Genomic DNA, 14968 nt, shown 5'->3' with positions numbered 1-14968 from the left:
TTATTGGACTTTATTAAAAATAATGCATATACCCCACCGGAGTATATGCATTATCAGAAAACTTTTACGAAGAAATTACAGCTTCACATTCAGGCGTTCCAGCGTGTTTTTCAGGGAGGTGTTTTTCGGGTCTTTAGTGCGACCTTCACGCCAGATTTTGCGTGCCGCGTCTTTCTGCCCCTGGGTCCATAACAACTCGCCGAGATGCGCCGCGATGTCGGTGTCAGGGCGCAATTCATAAGCGCGGCGCAGGGCTTTTTCTGCTTCCTCAAGCTGACCAAGACGGAATTTCACCCAGCCCACGCTATCGAGGATGAAAGGGTCGTCCGGTGACAATTCATTCGCCTTTTCTATGAGTATCAGTGCTTCATTCAGGCGGATATTTCTGTCTGCGAAAGAGTAACCTAGCGCATTGTAGGCATGCTGATTTTTTGGATCAACACTGATGACGCGGCGCAAAGCCTGTTCCATTTCTGCGAACTTCGATTGCGATTCCAGCAGCATTGCGTAGTCATACAACAGATCGGCATTATCGGGATGCGATTTGAGGCCATTTTGCAAAACCTGGGCGGCTTCTGCTACCAGGCCGTTATCACGCAATATCTGTGCTTCGGTCTGTATCAGCTGCATTTGTTCAGACGTATTGGACGGCTTAAGTTCTTTCAGTAAGACCCTTGCATTTTCAAGTTTGCCGTCTCTGGAATACAAACTCGCGCGACGCATCTGCACGTTAAACCACGCAGAGTTGCGGCCGTCGAACGATTCGACTTTACTTAGCCATTCTTGCGCTGCTTTGTAGTCTTTGCGTTCAAACGCGATTCTCGACAGATTCAGCAACACCGGCGTGGTATCGCGCTCTTCGCCTTTTGCTTCGATGATCTTCAGATAGCGCGTCAAATATTCTTCTGCCTGCTGTGACTGTTTCTTTTCCATCGCCAGCAAACCCAGCGTGTAAATTGCACTCAGATCATCCGGTTTGTCGCGCAGAATATGTTCGAATTCAACGCTGGCTTTATCCAGCTGTTTTAAGTCGATCAGGATACTGGCATAGGCCAGACGGACATCGCGCGCATCCGGATTTTTTGCCAGAAATCCCGCCATCGCTTTTGCCGCGTCCTTTTGCGAGGATGCCTGTGCGATGGTGAGTATCGCCAGTTGCGAATCGGTTTTGGTTTTCAGAACCAGCTGCGCTTCTTCGACGGCACGCTTGTTGTCGCCCTTGCTGTAAGCGCCTTGCGCCAGTGCCAGATGCGCTTCCGGTAGTGATTTGTAGGGGGCAAGGGTTTCTTCCAGAACGTCAAATGCGGCATTTTTATCGCGAGCCCGTGCCAGCAAACGCTGGGTTTGCAACATAATGACGCCGTATTGTTTCGGATCAGCTTCTCTGAGTTTTTCAGAAAAAACTTTTTGAATTTCGGCCAGATTATTGTTCATCACCATGAAGCCCAGATAATACTGGGTCGCTTCATTCGAGCCCGGTGCCAGCTCGCGCCATAGACGGATTGCTGCCAGTGCCTCTCCGGGCTGTTTTGCACTCAGGGCGATTTCCGCTGAACGTTTTGCCAGACGCGGGTCACTCGTTTGCTGCGCGGTGCTCATCAGGGTAATGTACGCTGCCTGCCAGTTGCCACGTTGATAGGCGATCTCTGCAGTCAGGATTTTGTACAGCAATTCATCTGTCAGTGCGACCGCAGGCAGTTTATCTTTGTTTTCGACGATCGCCGGGCTGGCACCGTTGAGATCTTTATCTGCAGACAGTGCAGCTTTCGCCGCATCGCTGACATGATGGGTGTCTTCGGATTTGAGGTTGTGTAATCCGCCAATCCCGGCGCAGGCAGACAGCAGCGCAGCGCAGCTGAGGTAAGCCGCCGGACGAAGTACGGATACAATAGATGTGGTGACAAATGCTGAGATAGTTTTCAAGACGAACCCGAAATGAACTGTGGATAGTTGATTTTACGCCGAACTAGCCAGCGCGTGGGAGCTGACACGCCTGACCCTGTTTCAAATTGTATATAACGATGACTCATGTTCACGCACATGAATGCCGCCGTACTTTCTGAACTCTGCAAAATTAGAAACTTCATTGATATAAAAGTTCCGGACTATGCCTGAATTACCTGAGGTTGAAGTGACACGCCGCGGCGTCGCACCCCATTTGACGGGGCAGCGCGTGAGCGCTGTGATCATGCGACGCGCTGGCTTACGCTGGCCTTTTCCTGCAGATTTGCCTGCCTTGCTGCAAGACCATACCATCGTGGCGACCGGTCGGCGCGGCAAATACCTGTTACTCCATTTTCAGCATGGTACGCTGCTGATTCATCTTGGAATGTCGGGACATTTAAGTATCCTGCCAGCGACAACTCCGGCAGGGAAACACGATCATATTGATATCATTGTCGGCGAGAATGCATTGCGTATGACCGATCCGCGTCGTTTTGGCGCGGTGCTCTGGCATGCTGTGACCGATGGTGATCTCGATCATCATGTTTTGCTGAAAAATCTGGGTGTTGAACCGCTGGAAGATCAGTTCGATGCGGAATTATTGTTTCGCCAGACCCGGCAGCGCAGCGCTGCTGTCAAACAGGTATTGCTGGCGGGCGATATCGTGGTCGGCGTAGGCAATATTTATGCGTCAGAAAGTCTGTTTAAAGCGAAAATTAATCCGAAGACGCCGGCAAAACGTATCAGCCTTGCGCGTTACCGTCTTCTTGCAGAGGCGATACGCGAAACGCTGGCGGCGGCGATACAACAAGGCGGCAGTACTCTCAAAGATTTTGTCGGGGTGGATGGGCAAAGCGGTTATTTTCAGCAGCATTATTTCGTCTATGATCGTGCGGGCGAAGATTGCCGCCTTTGCGGTCATACTGTGCGCAAAATTGTACAAGGTCAACGCAGCAGCTTTTATTGTCCGCATTGTCAGAAATAAATCGCATTTATGCTTTGAATTGTCAGCGTAAGCTTGTTTTACGGGTATTTTTTCGTTCACCCATATATACTTGAATGAATAAGAAATTAACCGAGGGAAACATGAGTAATCTGGTCCAGAAATTCCAAGAATACAGTGAGTGGCGCAAGGGAGTTGTGCGGGCGCTTGAACAGTATCGTGCCTGGACGAATGGATCGGAAATGGCCGATACGGCGACAGATCAGCGTCTTGCACGTCTGATGGAGCGTCTGGTTGACGATAAATTGTCGATTGCTTTTGTCGCAGAATTTTCGCGCGGTAAATCGGAACTGATTAACGCGATATTCTTCGCTGATTACGGTCAGCGTATCCTGCCTTCGTCTGCTGGCCGTACGACGATGTGTCCGACAGAATTACTGTATGACGACACGATTCCGCCATGTATTCGTCTGTTGCCGATAGAGACTCGCGCAGAGGCGCAGTCCACCAGCGAATATAAAGGCCAGAACCACGTCTGGAAAGTGTTGCCGCTGAACATCAGTTCCGGCGACGGTATGCTGGAAGCATTCAAGCAAGTCAGTCTGACTAAAAAAGTCAGCGTCGAGATGGCCAAGCAATATGGTTTGTTTGATGAAGATGATCCGGATGCGGCGCTGGAAGTTGACGAAAACGGTATGGTCGAGATTTCCCAGTGGCGTCATGCGATCGTGAATTTCCCTCATCCTTTGTTGAAAGAAGGCCTGATCATCGTTGATACGCCGGGTCTGAATGCGATTGGTACCGAGCCTGAACTGACGTTGAACCTGATCCCAAATGCGCATGCCGTCTTGTTTATACTGGCTGCCGATACCGGTGTGACCAAGAGCGATATCGATGTCTGGCGTAACCACATCGGTGGCGGGCCGGGACGCATGGTCGTACTGAATAAGATCGACAGTATGTGGGACGAGTTGCGTACACCGGAAGAAATTGAGAAGCAACTGGCGCGTCAGGTCGTAACTGTCGCGCACACGCTGGGGATTGAAGAAAAACAGATTTTCCCGGTTTCCGCGCAAAAAGGACTGGTTGCGAAGATCAACAAGGATGCACCTTTACTGGCAAAAACCCGTTTACCAGTGCTGGAATACGCGTTATCTAAAGAGTTAATCCCGGCAAAACAAGACATCATCCGCGCTCAACTCGAATCCGACATTCACGAAATCGCTGCTGCACAACAGGCTGTCATTTCATCGCGCAGCCGTAATGTGGTGGAACAGATGCTGGAGCTCAAGGGGCTGCGCGGTAAAAATATGAATGTCATTGAACACATGATGAAACGTGTCGATGCCGAGAAAAAAGAGTTTGACGCCAGTCTGATCCGCATGCAGGGAACTCGCTCGGTATTCACGCGTTTGTCGACTGAGGTTTACACGAATCTGGGCATGGATATTTTGCGCGAAGAAATACGTAAGACGCGCGAAGCGATGGAGAAAAGCTATTTGTCGCTGGGCCTGCGCGATTCGATCAAACACTTTTTTGCACAGGTTCGTCTGAATCTGATTGAGTCCAATAAGAAGACGGATGAAATCTCGGAAATGATGGTCGTGATGTATCGTAAATTTTCGACTGAGCATGGTCTGGCTTTATCTGCACCGATGCCGTTTTCTCTGGATAAGTACATCAAGGAACTCGATGCGATTGAAGTCGTGTATCAGAAACAATTTAATGCGACGTCCATGCTGACGAATACCCGTGTTGCCCTGATGCGCAAATTTTTCGATTCTGTTGCGGCACGTGTCAAACAAAATTTTTTACAGGCAAATAAAGACGTGGAAGCCTGGCAGAAAGTGGTGATGGCACCGTTGGAAGCGCAGATCCGTGAGCATAAAAGCCAGCTGAAAAACCGCATGCAGTCGATACAACGTATTCACGTCGCGACGGACAGTCTGGAAGACAGGATTGCGTCATTTGAAGCCCTGCAGACGGAAATTGAGGCACAGAAGCAGGGCTTGCAACAGATGCAGGACAATTTGCAAGCAGCATTGAACGCCGACCTGAAAAACATCAAGGTCGCGGCATAAGTTGAGAATTAATGAAACGTCGTATTCCGGCGGCTGCGGCCGCCAATTTTATTCATCCCGAATTTGTTGATCCCGATTTTTCTGCAACGGTGATCCGGTGGCAGAAACAGCATGGCAGACATGGATTACCCTGGCAGCAAAGCCGCGACGCCTACCGCGTCTGGTTATCCGAAATCATGTTGCAGCAGACGCAGGTCAGTGCAGTTATTCCGTATTACCAGAAATTTCTGCAAAGCTTCCCTACCGTATCTGATCTCGCCGCCGCACCAGCCGAGGCTGTGATGGCGCACTGGAGCGGACTCGGCTATTACACCCGCGCCCGCAATCTGCATCAGTGCGCAAAGCAGGTGGTGGAAAAATATCAGGGACAATTTCCCGTAGACCAGACTTTGCTCGAACAATTGCCGGGCATAGGTCGCTCTACTGCCGCTGCGATTACAGCATTTTCGTATGGTACGGTGGCGGCCATCCTCGACGGTAATGTTAAACGCGTGTTTGCAAGGGTATTCGGTATTGCCGGTTATCCCGGCAGTAAAGTCATCGAGGACAGTATGTGGCAACGTGCGCTCGCGCTGTTGCCGGACGAGGGTATTGAATCCTACACGCAAGGTCTGATGGATCTCGGCGCCACCTTGTGTACCCGCAGCAGCCCTGCTTGCGGACGTTGTCCTTTGCAGGCGCGCTGTGTCGCCTTTGCGGAAGGCCGTACCGCCGAATTGCCGACTCGTAAACCGAAAAAACTGGCGAAAGAAAAGCGCGCTGTGATGCTGCTGTTGCTGGATCAGAACCGGGTTTTATTAGAGCGGCGGCCCGATAGCGGTATATGGGGCGGCTTGTTGTCCTTACCGGAGGTTGACGGCATGCAGCCATACGTCCGGACGGAGGAGGATACCGGCGATACCGCTGCGGTATTCTCGGTGATGACACCCGCCTTGCTGGCGCTGACTGCGCGCTTTGGTAAAGTTGAAATCCGTCGTGAATTGCCAGTGATTGAGCATGTCTTCACGCATTTCAGATTGCATATTCATACGGTGCTTGCTGAACTGTCGCAGCATGCGCCGCAAGTGGCTGAGAACAGTTACGTGTGGCTGGATTTACAGCAGGCCGCTGAGGCCGGTGTGCCAGCCCCGATCAAGACTCTATTGCAGTCTTTAGCACAGGCGGAATTGCAACTCTGATTTATCTTGTTGCCTTGCCATTGCTGACTCATCGCCGTTTCCACGGTTTTCGTCGCTGATTTCGTTGTTTTATCGCAAGACGGACTTTTTATATATTGTTCGCTTTACACTACCCTCCTCGAAATTGTTTATTCAGGAGAACTCCTTGCGAAAACATATTTTTCTTGCCGTGATCGGTTTGTTGTCGGCAGCGGCTTCGTTCGCCGCTGATACCGTCACCAGTCCCTGCCGCTTACCTGAATTTCCGCAGGAATTACGATGTGGAAAAGTGCAACGGCCTTTGAATCCTGCTGAGCCGGAAGGCAAAAAAATCGATGTGCATTACGTCGTGTTGCCTTCGCAGGATAAAAATAAACTGCCTGATGCGGTGTTTCTGCTGGCCGGTGGTCCGGGGCAGAGTGCAATCAGCGTTGCCGGTTTTGGTCAGGCGATGTTGAGTCGTTTAAATAAACGGCGTGATCTGGTGTTTGTCGATCAGCGTGGAACAGGGCGCAGCGCGTCGCTTGCTTGTCCTGAAATGGAAAATTCCGCCGAGGTTGTCGATGATGTGCAAATGCAAAAGCATTCAGACGCCTGCCTTGCGCGTTTAAAAACCTTGCCGTACGGTGATCTTCGCTATTACAGCACCAGCATAGCGGTGCAGGATATCGAAGCGGTACGCAAGCAACAGGCGTACGACAGAATTAATCTGGTCGGTGCTTCGTATGGCACTCGCGTAGGTCTTGAATTCGCCAGACAATTTCCGCTTTCAGTGAAACGCATGGTGCTCGATGGCGTTGTGCCGCCGGACATGAGTCTGCCCGCCGCAGATGCACAGGTCGCATTGGATGGTGTGTTTCAGGATTGTGCCCGGCATGCATCGTGCAACGCAGCTTATCCGGCGTTGGCACAGCAATGGAAAAGTTTAATCACGCGCATGCCGCAATCAGTCAGTGTCACGCATCCGCGGCTCGGCACTCCGTTGAAATTCACCATGACGCATGACATTCTTTTGAGTCTGGTGCATAAGACCTTGTATGCACCGACAACCGTCGCTGGTTTGCCGTATGCGCTGACCCAGGCGGCGCAGGGAAACTATCAGCCGCTGGTGACCTTGAGTGGTGCAACGAACCTGCCGGGACCGGCGGGAATCAATTACGGGATGCATTTTTCGGTCTGGTGTTCCGAGATGTTCGCTCGTCCCCTGGCAGCACCTAAAGATGAGTTTGAAAAGCTGATGACGGATATGTATCAGCGCACATGTAAAAACTGGCCGCGTGCCAGTATTCCGGCGGAATTTTTCTCGATCCCTGCTGCACAGTCGCCGGTATTGCTGCTGAGTGGCGGTATTGATCCGGTCACGCCGATACGTCATGGTGCCGCTGTGGCGAAAGCACTGGGCTCCCAGGCCGTGCATATCACGATAGAAAATGCTGGTCATGGTTTGCTGGCGCAAGGCTGCGTGCGCGATGTGGTTTATCGTTTTCTGAACGCCAAAGAAAATACCGAAGCGCTGAAAGTTGATAGTAGTTGTGTACGTCAGATTCCACGACCGCTGGCGTGGCAACCCCTGCAAGCCGGAAAGGAAGTGCAGCCATGATTATCGTCAACGATTTACATAAGACTTTCGTCAGACAAGGAAAAGTCAGCACAAAAAATATCACCGATATTGCGCGTTTGCTGGGGCTGATGAAGAAAAAAAATGAAGTAGTGAATGCCGTCAATGGTGTCAGCTTTACTGCGCAGGACGGCGCGATTACTGGCCTGCTTGGCGCAAACGGTGCCGGTAAAACGACCACCTTACGCATGGTCGCCGCCTTACTGAATCCAGATCGAGGTGATATTACGGTCGATGGCATTAAGGTGCAGGCGGGCGTGTCATCAACGCAATCGCAGATGGGCGTGTTATCCGATGCGCGCGGCTTGTATCCGCGACTGACGGCGCGCGAGAATATTCACTACTATGGTCTGTTGCATGGCATGTCAGCAGAGCAGGCGGCACAGCGCACTGAGCAGTTATCGCACTGGCTGGAAATGGGGGCCTTGCTGGACAGACGTACCGATGGTTTCAGTCAGGGCGAACGTATGAAAACGGCGCTGGCGCGGGCATTGGTGCACGATCCCAAAAATATCATTCTTGATGAACCAACCAATGGCCTGGATGTCGTGGCGACGCGCGCCTTGCGTGAATTTTTGCGCTGGCTGCGTTCTGCTGAAGGTGGTGGCAAATGCATTATTTTTTCCACCCACATCATGCAGGAAGTGGAACGCCTGTGTGACGATGTCGTCATCGTGGCGCAGGGAAAAAATGTGGCACGCGGCACTGTTGCCGGCTTGTTACAACAGGCGGAAGAAAATAATTTTGAAGATGCCTTCGTGAAGCTGGCATTTTTGCAGACTGCTAACGTGACGAATAACGTGATGAATAATGTGACGATGGGAGCGCGCGGATGAAAGCGATGTTAACGATTTTTCGCAAAGAAATAAAAGATGCTTTGCGCGACCGCCGTACCTTGATGACGGCCTTGCTGAGTTCCCTGCTTGGCGTTCCTTTGATGCTGTTTATTTTTTCGACGGTGTTATCGCAGGTCGAGTCTCAGGAAGAAAAGCGCACAGTGCTGGCGGTGGGTATCGAATATGCTCCACAACTGGAAAATTTCATTTTGCGGCAGGGATATCAGGTCAAAACTGCTCCGGTGGATTATGAGGCCAAATCACGTAGTAAAGAGCTGGATCAGCCGGTGTTACTGGTGCCGCAGGATTTTGAAAAGAAACTGATGACGGGTGATAAAGCCATCCTTGAGGTCGCGTATGACAGTAATAACCGTCAGGCCGAATTCGGCTTGCGGCCACTCAAGCGTTTGCTGGAAGCCTACACCCAGGAAACCACGCTGATGGGCTTGACGATGCGCGGCATCTCGACGGAACTGTTGCAGCGGATCGAGGTCAGAGAGCGTCGTTTGCAAAAGCCGGAAGAACGCAAAGCATCGGTCACGGAAATGCTGCCGATGATGGTATTGATGGCGATTATTATCGGTGGCATGTACGCCGCGATTGATACTACGGCGGGTGAACGTGAGCGCGGCTCGCTTGAACCGCTGATGATGAATCCGGTCAGCGGCTGGCAACTGGCGATAGGTAAATGGGGCGCGGTGGCGGCGGTAGGAATGGGCGTGGTGGTGTTGACGATCTTCAGCTTCTTTCCGTCGCAGTGGCTGATAAAAAATGATACTTTGCGCGCCGAATTTCAATTCGGCATCAAGGATGCAATCGGTTTTCTGATGGTGTTATTACCGTTAGCGGCGAGCATGGCGGCGTTGCAGATCGCGATTGCGCTTGATTGTAAAAGCTATAAAGAAGCGCAGGTTCGCAATCAGATTGTGACGATGTTCATTCCGTTCGTCAGCCTGATTCCGATTTTGTTCCCGGGGCGTGAACCGGCGTGGTTCAAATGGGTGCCGGTGCTGGCGCAGAATCAGATGATGAATCAGGTGTTAAAAGGCGAGGTGCTGCACCCGCTGACGGTTGGTATGGCGCTTGCCACCTGCGTTCTGATCACCGTGATTTGTCTGATGTATATTGCGCAGAAAATGCGCAAGGTCGTCATGGTGTAAAGCGTATTTCAGCGATACTCCCCCCTCTTTTTAAGAAAACCCCGTTGATGTCCTTATAAACAAACGGGGTTTTTAGATACCCGGGGGAGTATATTTATTACTCACAATAGCCCGCGAGGCCAGTGCGGTCAGTGCAAGCGGCGGTGTCTGACCAGCACCTGCTCTGACTGCTGGAAGTGGCGGCTCAGTTTTTCTACCATGTACACCGAGCGATGCTGACCGCCGGTACAACCGATCGCAATGGTCAGGTAACTGCGATTGTCGTCTTTGAACGACGGTATCCATTTCGTCAGGAAAGCCAGAATATCTGCATACATATCCTGCGCCATGGCCTGATTGTCCAGATAGTCAACAACAGGCGCATCGCGCCCGGTCAGTGGCCGCAGTGCCAGATCATAATGAGGATTCGGCAGCATCCTGACGTCAAAAACGTAATCAGCATCGAGCGGCACGCCGCGTTTAAAGGCAAAGGATTCAAACATCAGCGTCAATGGCGCATGCGGCATGTCTATCATGTTTTTGACCCAGCTACGCAACTGATTGGCGCTGAGGTCGGTGGTGTCGATGACATGGGCTAAGGCCTGAATTTCTGCCAGAATTTCACGCTCTTCTTCTATGCATTCAATCAGGCTTAATTTTTCGACACAAGCTTCTTCCCGGATCAGCCGGTGCGACAGCGGATGACTGCGTCGCGTTTCTGAAAAACGGGCGACCAGAGAATCGGTACTGGCCGTGAGAAACAGCATTCTGACTTCGTGCCCGGTGTTGGTTAATACCTGCTTTGTATCCAGAACGCCGGTCAGCTGACTGGCGCTGCGCGAGTCAATCGCAACCGCGACCAGCGGTTCATTCGATAAAGTTCTGATCAGCTCAGGCAACAAGCTGGGCGGTAAATTATCGACGCAGTAATAGCCGGCGTCTTCCAGCACATTCAAAGCAACCGATTTTCCTGAGCCGGAAATACCTGAGATCAGCAGGATTTGCATGTCAGTCTCCCGCCTCCATCGCGCGGCGCTGGCGTTCCATGAAGTCTTCCAACGTATTGATGCCGCGCAATTGCAATATCGTGTTGCGTACCGCTGCTTCCAGCAAAACGGCGATATTTCGACCTGCCGCAACCGGAATCACCACTTTACGTATCGGCAGTCCCAGCACTTCTTCGGTTTGCGAATCAATAGGCAGTCGTTCGTAATTATCTTCGAGTGTGCTGCGGCGAACCAGATGCACGATCAGTTTCAGACGCATTTTGCGGCGTACGGCGGTTTCACCGAATATCGTTTTGATATCGAGCAGACCCAGACCGCGGACTTCCAGCAGATTTTGTAATAGTTCCGGACAGCGGCCTTCTATCATGTTCGGCGCGATACGTGAAAATTCAACCGCATCGTCCGCCACCAGCCCGTGGCTGCGGGAAATCAGCTCCAGCCCGAGTTCACTTTTACCCAGACCAGATTCGCCGGTGATCAGTACGCCCACGCCCAGTACGTCCATGAAGACGCCATGCATGGTGATTTTCTGTGCCAGTTTTTTCGACAGATACACACGCAGATAGTCGATCACCTGCGCCGATGGATAAGGTGTGGAAAACAGGGCGATATTGTTATCGTCACACGCAGTCAGAAATTCCGGTGGCGAATCCAGTCCCTGAGCAACGATCAGTGCAGGCGGATCACCGGCAACCAGTTCGCGGAAAAGGTTGACGCGGGATGCACTCGATAAACGTTCAAAGTAGGCTAATTCCTGCGGTCCGAGCACCTGAATACGACCAGGGTGAATCAGATTTAAATGGCCGACCTGATCGGCAGAAGAGGCGGCGTCACCGATGATTTGTTTGTCGGCACCTGCAAAGCCGGCGAACCAGCCGAGCTGCATGATGTCGCGGTTGTCATCGTAAATTTTTTGTATCGTTAATTCAGTGAGTAAGGGCATGGATAAGCAATAAAAAAATCAGACGACAACAATCTGAGGCGTCAGGAGACGGTAGAGACGTCCGGACGCCAGGCGAGGATTTTTTCGTGTACGACGCTGGCACTGGCTTCGGTATTTAATTCGTTACGGAAGCTTTCATTCGACAGCATCTCGGCAATTTCGGACAGTATTTCCAGATGTTGCTGCGTCACATTGTCGGGCATTAACAGGAAAATCAGCAATGTGACCACCTGCCCATCCGGCGATTCAAACGGAATCCCGTCTTTCAGACGGACCAATGCTGCAATCGGTGCTTTCAGCCCCTTGATACGTCCGTGTGGAATAGCCACGCCATGACCAAGTCCGGTAGAGCCCAGACGCTCGCGTGCAAACAGATTATCGGAAACGGTGGAACGGGCGATGCCGCAATTGTTTTCAAATAACAGTCCTGCTTGCTCGAATGCACGTTTTTTACTGGAAATTTCCAGGTCCAGCAGTACGTTGGCGAGGGGAAGAATTTTGGCGATATTCGTCATAGTGCAAGATCGGATTACAGCAGAGAGTTTCGTGTGCAAAGGCGAAGCAGATGCGAACCGAATTATAGGCTGCTTTGGAGGGGGCGGCAAATCAGCGCAACTTCACTGCTGCCGGTTGTTCCGCAACAGTTTTTCAAATTGCTCTACGGGTAAGGGCTTACTGAAATAATATCCCTGCATTTCCTGACACCCGGAATCGGTCAGGAAAAACATTTGCTCTGCATTTTCCACCCCTTCGGCCGTAATACTCATACCGAGGGCGTTGGCCATCGCGATAATCGCGTGTGTCAGAACGACGGAATCCTGATTTTCCGGTATTTTGTTGATAAATGAACGGTCAATTTTCAGGTTGTCGATAGGGAAGCGTTGCAGATACGATAAGGAAGAAAAGCCGGTACCAAAATCATCGAGTGAGATACTCACGCCCAGCGCTTTAATCGTATGAAACATAGGTAAAAGGCGATCGATTTCACCCATCAGCAGACCTTCGGTGATTTCCAGTTGCAAAGCAGCAGGCGGTAAACCAGTTTTTTGTAAAGTTGCTGCAATAAAATCGCACAGCGTTGCATCCTGAAACTGACGCGGGGAAATATTCACGCTGACCACCAGATCCGGCACAAGATGTTCCCGCCAGTATTTCGTCTGCTGGCAGACTTGTTCCAGCACCCAGCGTCCCAGCGGCAGAATAAGACCAATCTCTTCAGAAATCGGTATGAATTCATCAGGCGGGATCAGCCCCTGACCAGGCATCTGCCAGCGTATCAGTGCTTCTGCACCGACGATACGCGATGTTTGCAGAGAAATTTTGGGCTGATAATAAACGAGGAATTCCTGTTCGGTCAGGGCACGTCGCAGATTAGTTTCCAGCGTGTAGCGGTGCTGGGCGCGGACATTGAGTTCCGTTGTGAAAAACTGATAGTTATTCCGGCCCAGTTCTTTAGCGTGATACATCGCAGAATCGGCGCACAGCATCAGAGTCGAGGCATCCTGTCCGTCATGCGGCGAGATGCTGATACCGATGGAGGTGCCGAGATAATACTCATTGCCGTCGATGATGAAGGGGTCGCGCATTCTGGCCAGCACACGCTCACTGAGATCACGCAGATATTGCGCATCTTCGACATTTTCGGCGACGATCACAAACTCATCGCCACCCAAGCGGGCCAGCAGATCGGTGGTACGTATGCATGAACTCAGGCGTTTTGCGACGTCGCGCAGCAAGCTGTCTCCGGCGGCGTGTCCGGCCGTGTCATTCACGTATTTGAAGCGATCGAGATCCAGAAATAACAAAGCCACACTTTGATTTTTTTGCTGCGAATCTGCGAGGGCTCTGGTTAGTCGTAAATTGAGCTGATGGCGGTTAGGCAAACCGGTCAGTGCATCAAACGATGCCATAAATTTTAACTGTTGCTGCGTCTCGCGGACTTCGGTTGTGTCGGTAAAAGACAGTAACACTGCAGAAACAGACGTGCTGCGTTTTTTAAAAATCGGGAAGCAATTCACCAGCAGCCAGACGACCGAGCCATCAATTAATTCCAGACTGATGGATAGATTCAGTATTGGCTTGCCGGTACGCACAACAGAAGATGCGGGATCATTTCCCAGCCGTATAGTTGTTCCGTCTTCATTCATCAGCCGCTTGAAGTAACGCCGGTGACGACTGATTTTATTCATATCGTCTATCTTCAGGATTCTGAGCGCGCTTGGGTTGCTGGTCAGGATTTCTCCGCCTGGCGCAACCACCATAATACCTTCGGAAAGATTGGTGACGACGGAACGATAGCGCTCTTCGCTTTCTTCCAGCGTCTGCTCCATGTTCTTTTTGTCGATCGCCAGACCGATCAGATCGCAGGCATCGATGATCATTGCCTGCTCATCTTCACCCGGACTATGTTTGTGCCGGTAATAGACATCGACCGTGCCCAGTACACTGTTAAACGCGGTACTGATAGGATAAGACCAGCATGCCATTAAGCCGTGTTCAAGGGCGCTGATTTTGAACTTTTCCCACAAAGGACTATGAGCAATATCCTGAACAATGGTCAGCCGGTTGTAATGGATTGCCGCCGCAGCCGTGCAACTATCTGTACCGACTTCGATATTGTTGAGCAGCGAAGAGAAGGTCTCAGGCAGTGAAGGTGCTGCACCGATCGTGATTTGCCTGCTGGTCTGATCGAACAGACTGATGGCGCAGAGGGCATCGTTGTCCAGCAGGCGTTCCATGCGGTCACAGACATCTTCCAGTATGTGCGCTAAGGGTTTGTCCAGCGCAATCATTTCGAGAATTTCTTTCTCGTGATGCAGTGCTTCGTGAATTCTGCTGGCTTTCTCGTCTACCGCGTCATTTCCATGACGGCTGAACACCTGCAGACCATGTCTGTGCGTTTCGCGGGCACTCAGCAGCGTTGCTGGCTGCCCCTGATAGTCAAAGCTGACAATGCGGACCTCGATTTCCAGCTGTTGCCCATCGAGCGCGATACATTGATAAAACTGCAGTCCGTCATGATTGCCGGGGTTCTGTATGCGCTCGATGCCGGGAGGTCTGGCAACTAAGAAGGCTTCCGGTTTCAGACCCAGCACCTGTACCAGATCGGCTGCCTTCATCAAGGCCAGAGCAGCAGGATTTGCATACGCAATACGATCATCGATCAATACATAGACCGCATCCGGATGCTGCTCCAGCAATGTTGCGTGCCATTCGTCATCCAGGATGTACGCAGGAATGTTGCTGCTCAGGAGTGGGGGAGGCAATTTCACGACAACAATTCTGGAATCTGTTCAATCT

Annotated in this window: 11 protein-coding genes; 6 read left to right on the top strand and 5 right to left on the bottom strand. The window is 51.4% G+C overall.

Annotated elements, in window-relative coordinates:
* Positions 1 to 75 precede the first annotated feature (75 nt).
* The gene (locus ACPAOP_RS01230; RefSeq protein WP_423709013.1) at positions 76 to 1923 is read right to left on the bottom strand and encodes a tetratricopeptide repeat protein; all 1848 of its coding nucleotides are present in this window, start codon (positions 1921 to 1923) and stop codon (positions 76 to 78) included.
* Between the two features lie 184 nt (positions 1924 to 2107).
* Here ACPAOP_RS01230 and mutM point away from each other — a divergent pair, with 184 nt between their 5' ends.
* The 6 genes from mutM (at position 2108) to ACPAOP_RS01200 (ending at position 9739) form a co-directional block, all read left to right on the top strand.
* Positions 2108 to 2929 carry a bifunctional DNA-formamidopyrimidine glycosylase/DNA-(apurinic or apyrimidinic site) lyase gene (gene mutM, locus ACPAOP_RS01225; protein ID WP_423709011.1) on the top strand — a complete coding sequence of 274 codons (822 nt, stop codon included), beginning with the start codon at positions 2108 to 2110 and terminating at the stop codon, positions 2927 to 2929.
* Between the two features lie 101 nt (positions 2930 to 3030).
* Entirely contained in the window at positions 3031 to 4968 is a 1938-nt protein-coding gene (locus ACPAOP_RS01220; RefSeq protein WP_423709010.1) for a dynamin family protein, read from the top strand.
* 11 nt (positions 4969 to 4979) lie between these two features.
* Positions 4980 to 6146, top strand: coding sequence for an A/G-specific adenine glycosylase (gene mutY / locus ACPAOP_RS01215; protein WP_423709009.1), 1167 nt, complete (start codon positions 4980 to 4982; stop codon positions 6144 to 6146).
* Between the two features lie 145 nt (positions 6147 to 6291).
* Entirely contained in the window at positions 6292 to 7725 is a 1434-nt protein-coding gene (locus ACPAOP_RS01210; RefSeq protein ID WP_423709008.1) for an alpha/beta hydrolase, read from the top strand.
* Complete coding sequence (locus ACPAOP_RS01205) at positions 7722 to 8579, top strand: ATP-binding cassette domain-containing protein (protein ID WP_423709007.1); 858 nt, start codon at positions 7722 to 7724, stop codon at positions 8577 to 8579. The genes ACPAOP_RS01210 and ACPAOP_RS01205 overlap by 4 nt, the downstream gene beginning before the upstream one ends.
* A gap of 5 nt (positions 8580 to 8584) precedes the next feature.
* On the top strand, positions 8585 to 9739 hold the full coding sequence (locus ACPAOP_RS01200; protein WP_423709006.1) for an ABC transporter permease: 1155 nt from the start codon (positions 8585 to 8587) through the stop codon (positions 9737 to 9739).
* Between the two features lie 128 nt (positions 9740 to 9867).
* On the opposite strand, the gene rapZ is transcribed toward ACPAOP_RS01200, so the two are convergent.
* From rapZ to ACPAOP_RS01180, 4 genes are all read right to left on the bottom strand, one after another.
* Positions 9868 to 10725, bottom strand: a complete 858-nt coding sequence (gene rapZ, locus ACPAOP_RS01195) for an RNase adapter RapZ (protein WP_423709005.1) — start codon at positions 10723 to 10725, stop codon at positions 9868 to 9870.
* Position 10726: 1 nt separating this feature from the next.
* The gene (gene hprK / locus ACPAOP_RS01190; RefSeq protein WP_423709004.1) at positions 10727 to 11668 is read right to left on the bottom strand and encodes an HPr(Ser) kinase/phosphatase; all 942 of its coding nucleotides are present in this window, start codon (positions 11666 to 11668) and stop codon (positions 10727 to 10729) included.
* Positions 11669 to 11709: 41 nt separating this feature from the next.
* Positions 11710 to 12183, bottom strand: coding sequence for a PTS sugar transporter subunit IIA (locus ACPAOP_RS01185; RefSeq protein ID WP_423680738.1), 474 nt, complete (start codon positions 12181 to 12183; stop codon positions 11710 to 11712).
* Positions 12184 to 12285: 102 nt separating this feature from the next.
* Entirely contained in the window at positions 12286 to 14940 is a 2655-nt protein-coding gene (locus ACPAOP_RS01180; RefSeq protein WP_423680739.1) for a sensor domain-containing phosphodiesterase, read from the bottom strand.
* Between the last annotated feature and the right edge of the window lie 28 nt (positions 14941 to 14968).

Source organism: Undibacterium sp. WLX3042, from assembly GCF_049544825.1.
Taxonomy (GTDB): Bacteria; Pseudomonadota; Gammaproteobacteria; order Burkholderiales; family Burkholderiaceae_D; genus Undibacterium.
The sequence above is the reverse complement of the archived record's forward strand: the minus strand, read 5'-3'. Positions and strand labels throughout refer to the sequence as shown.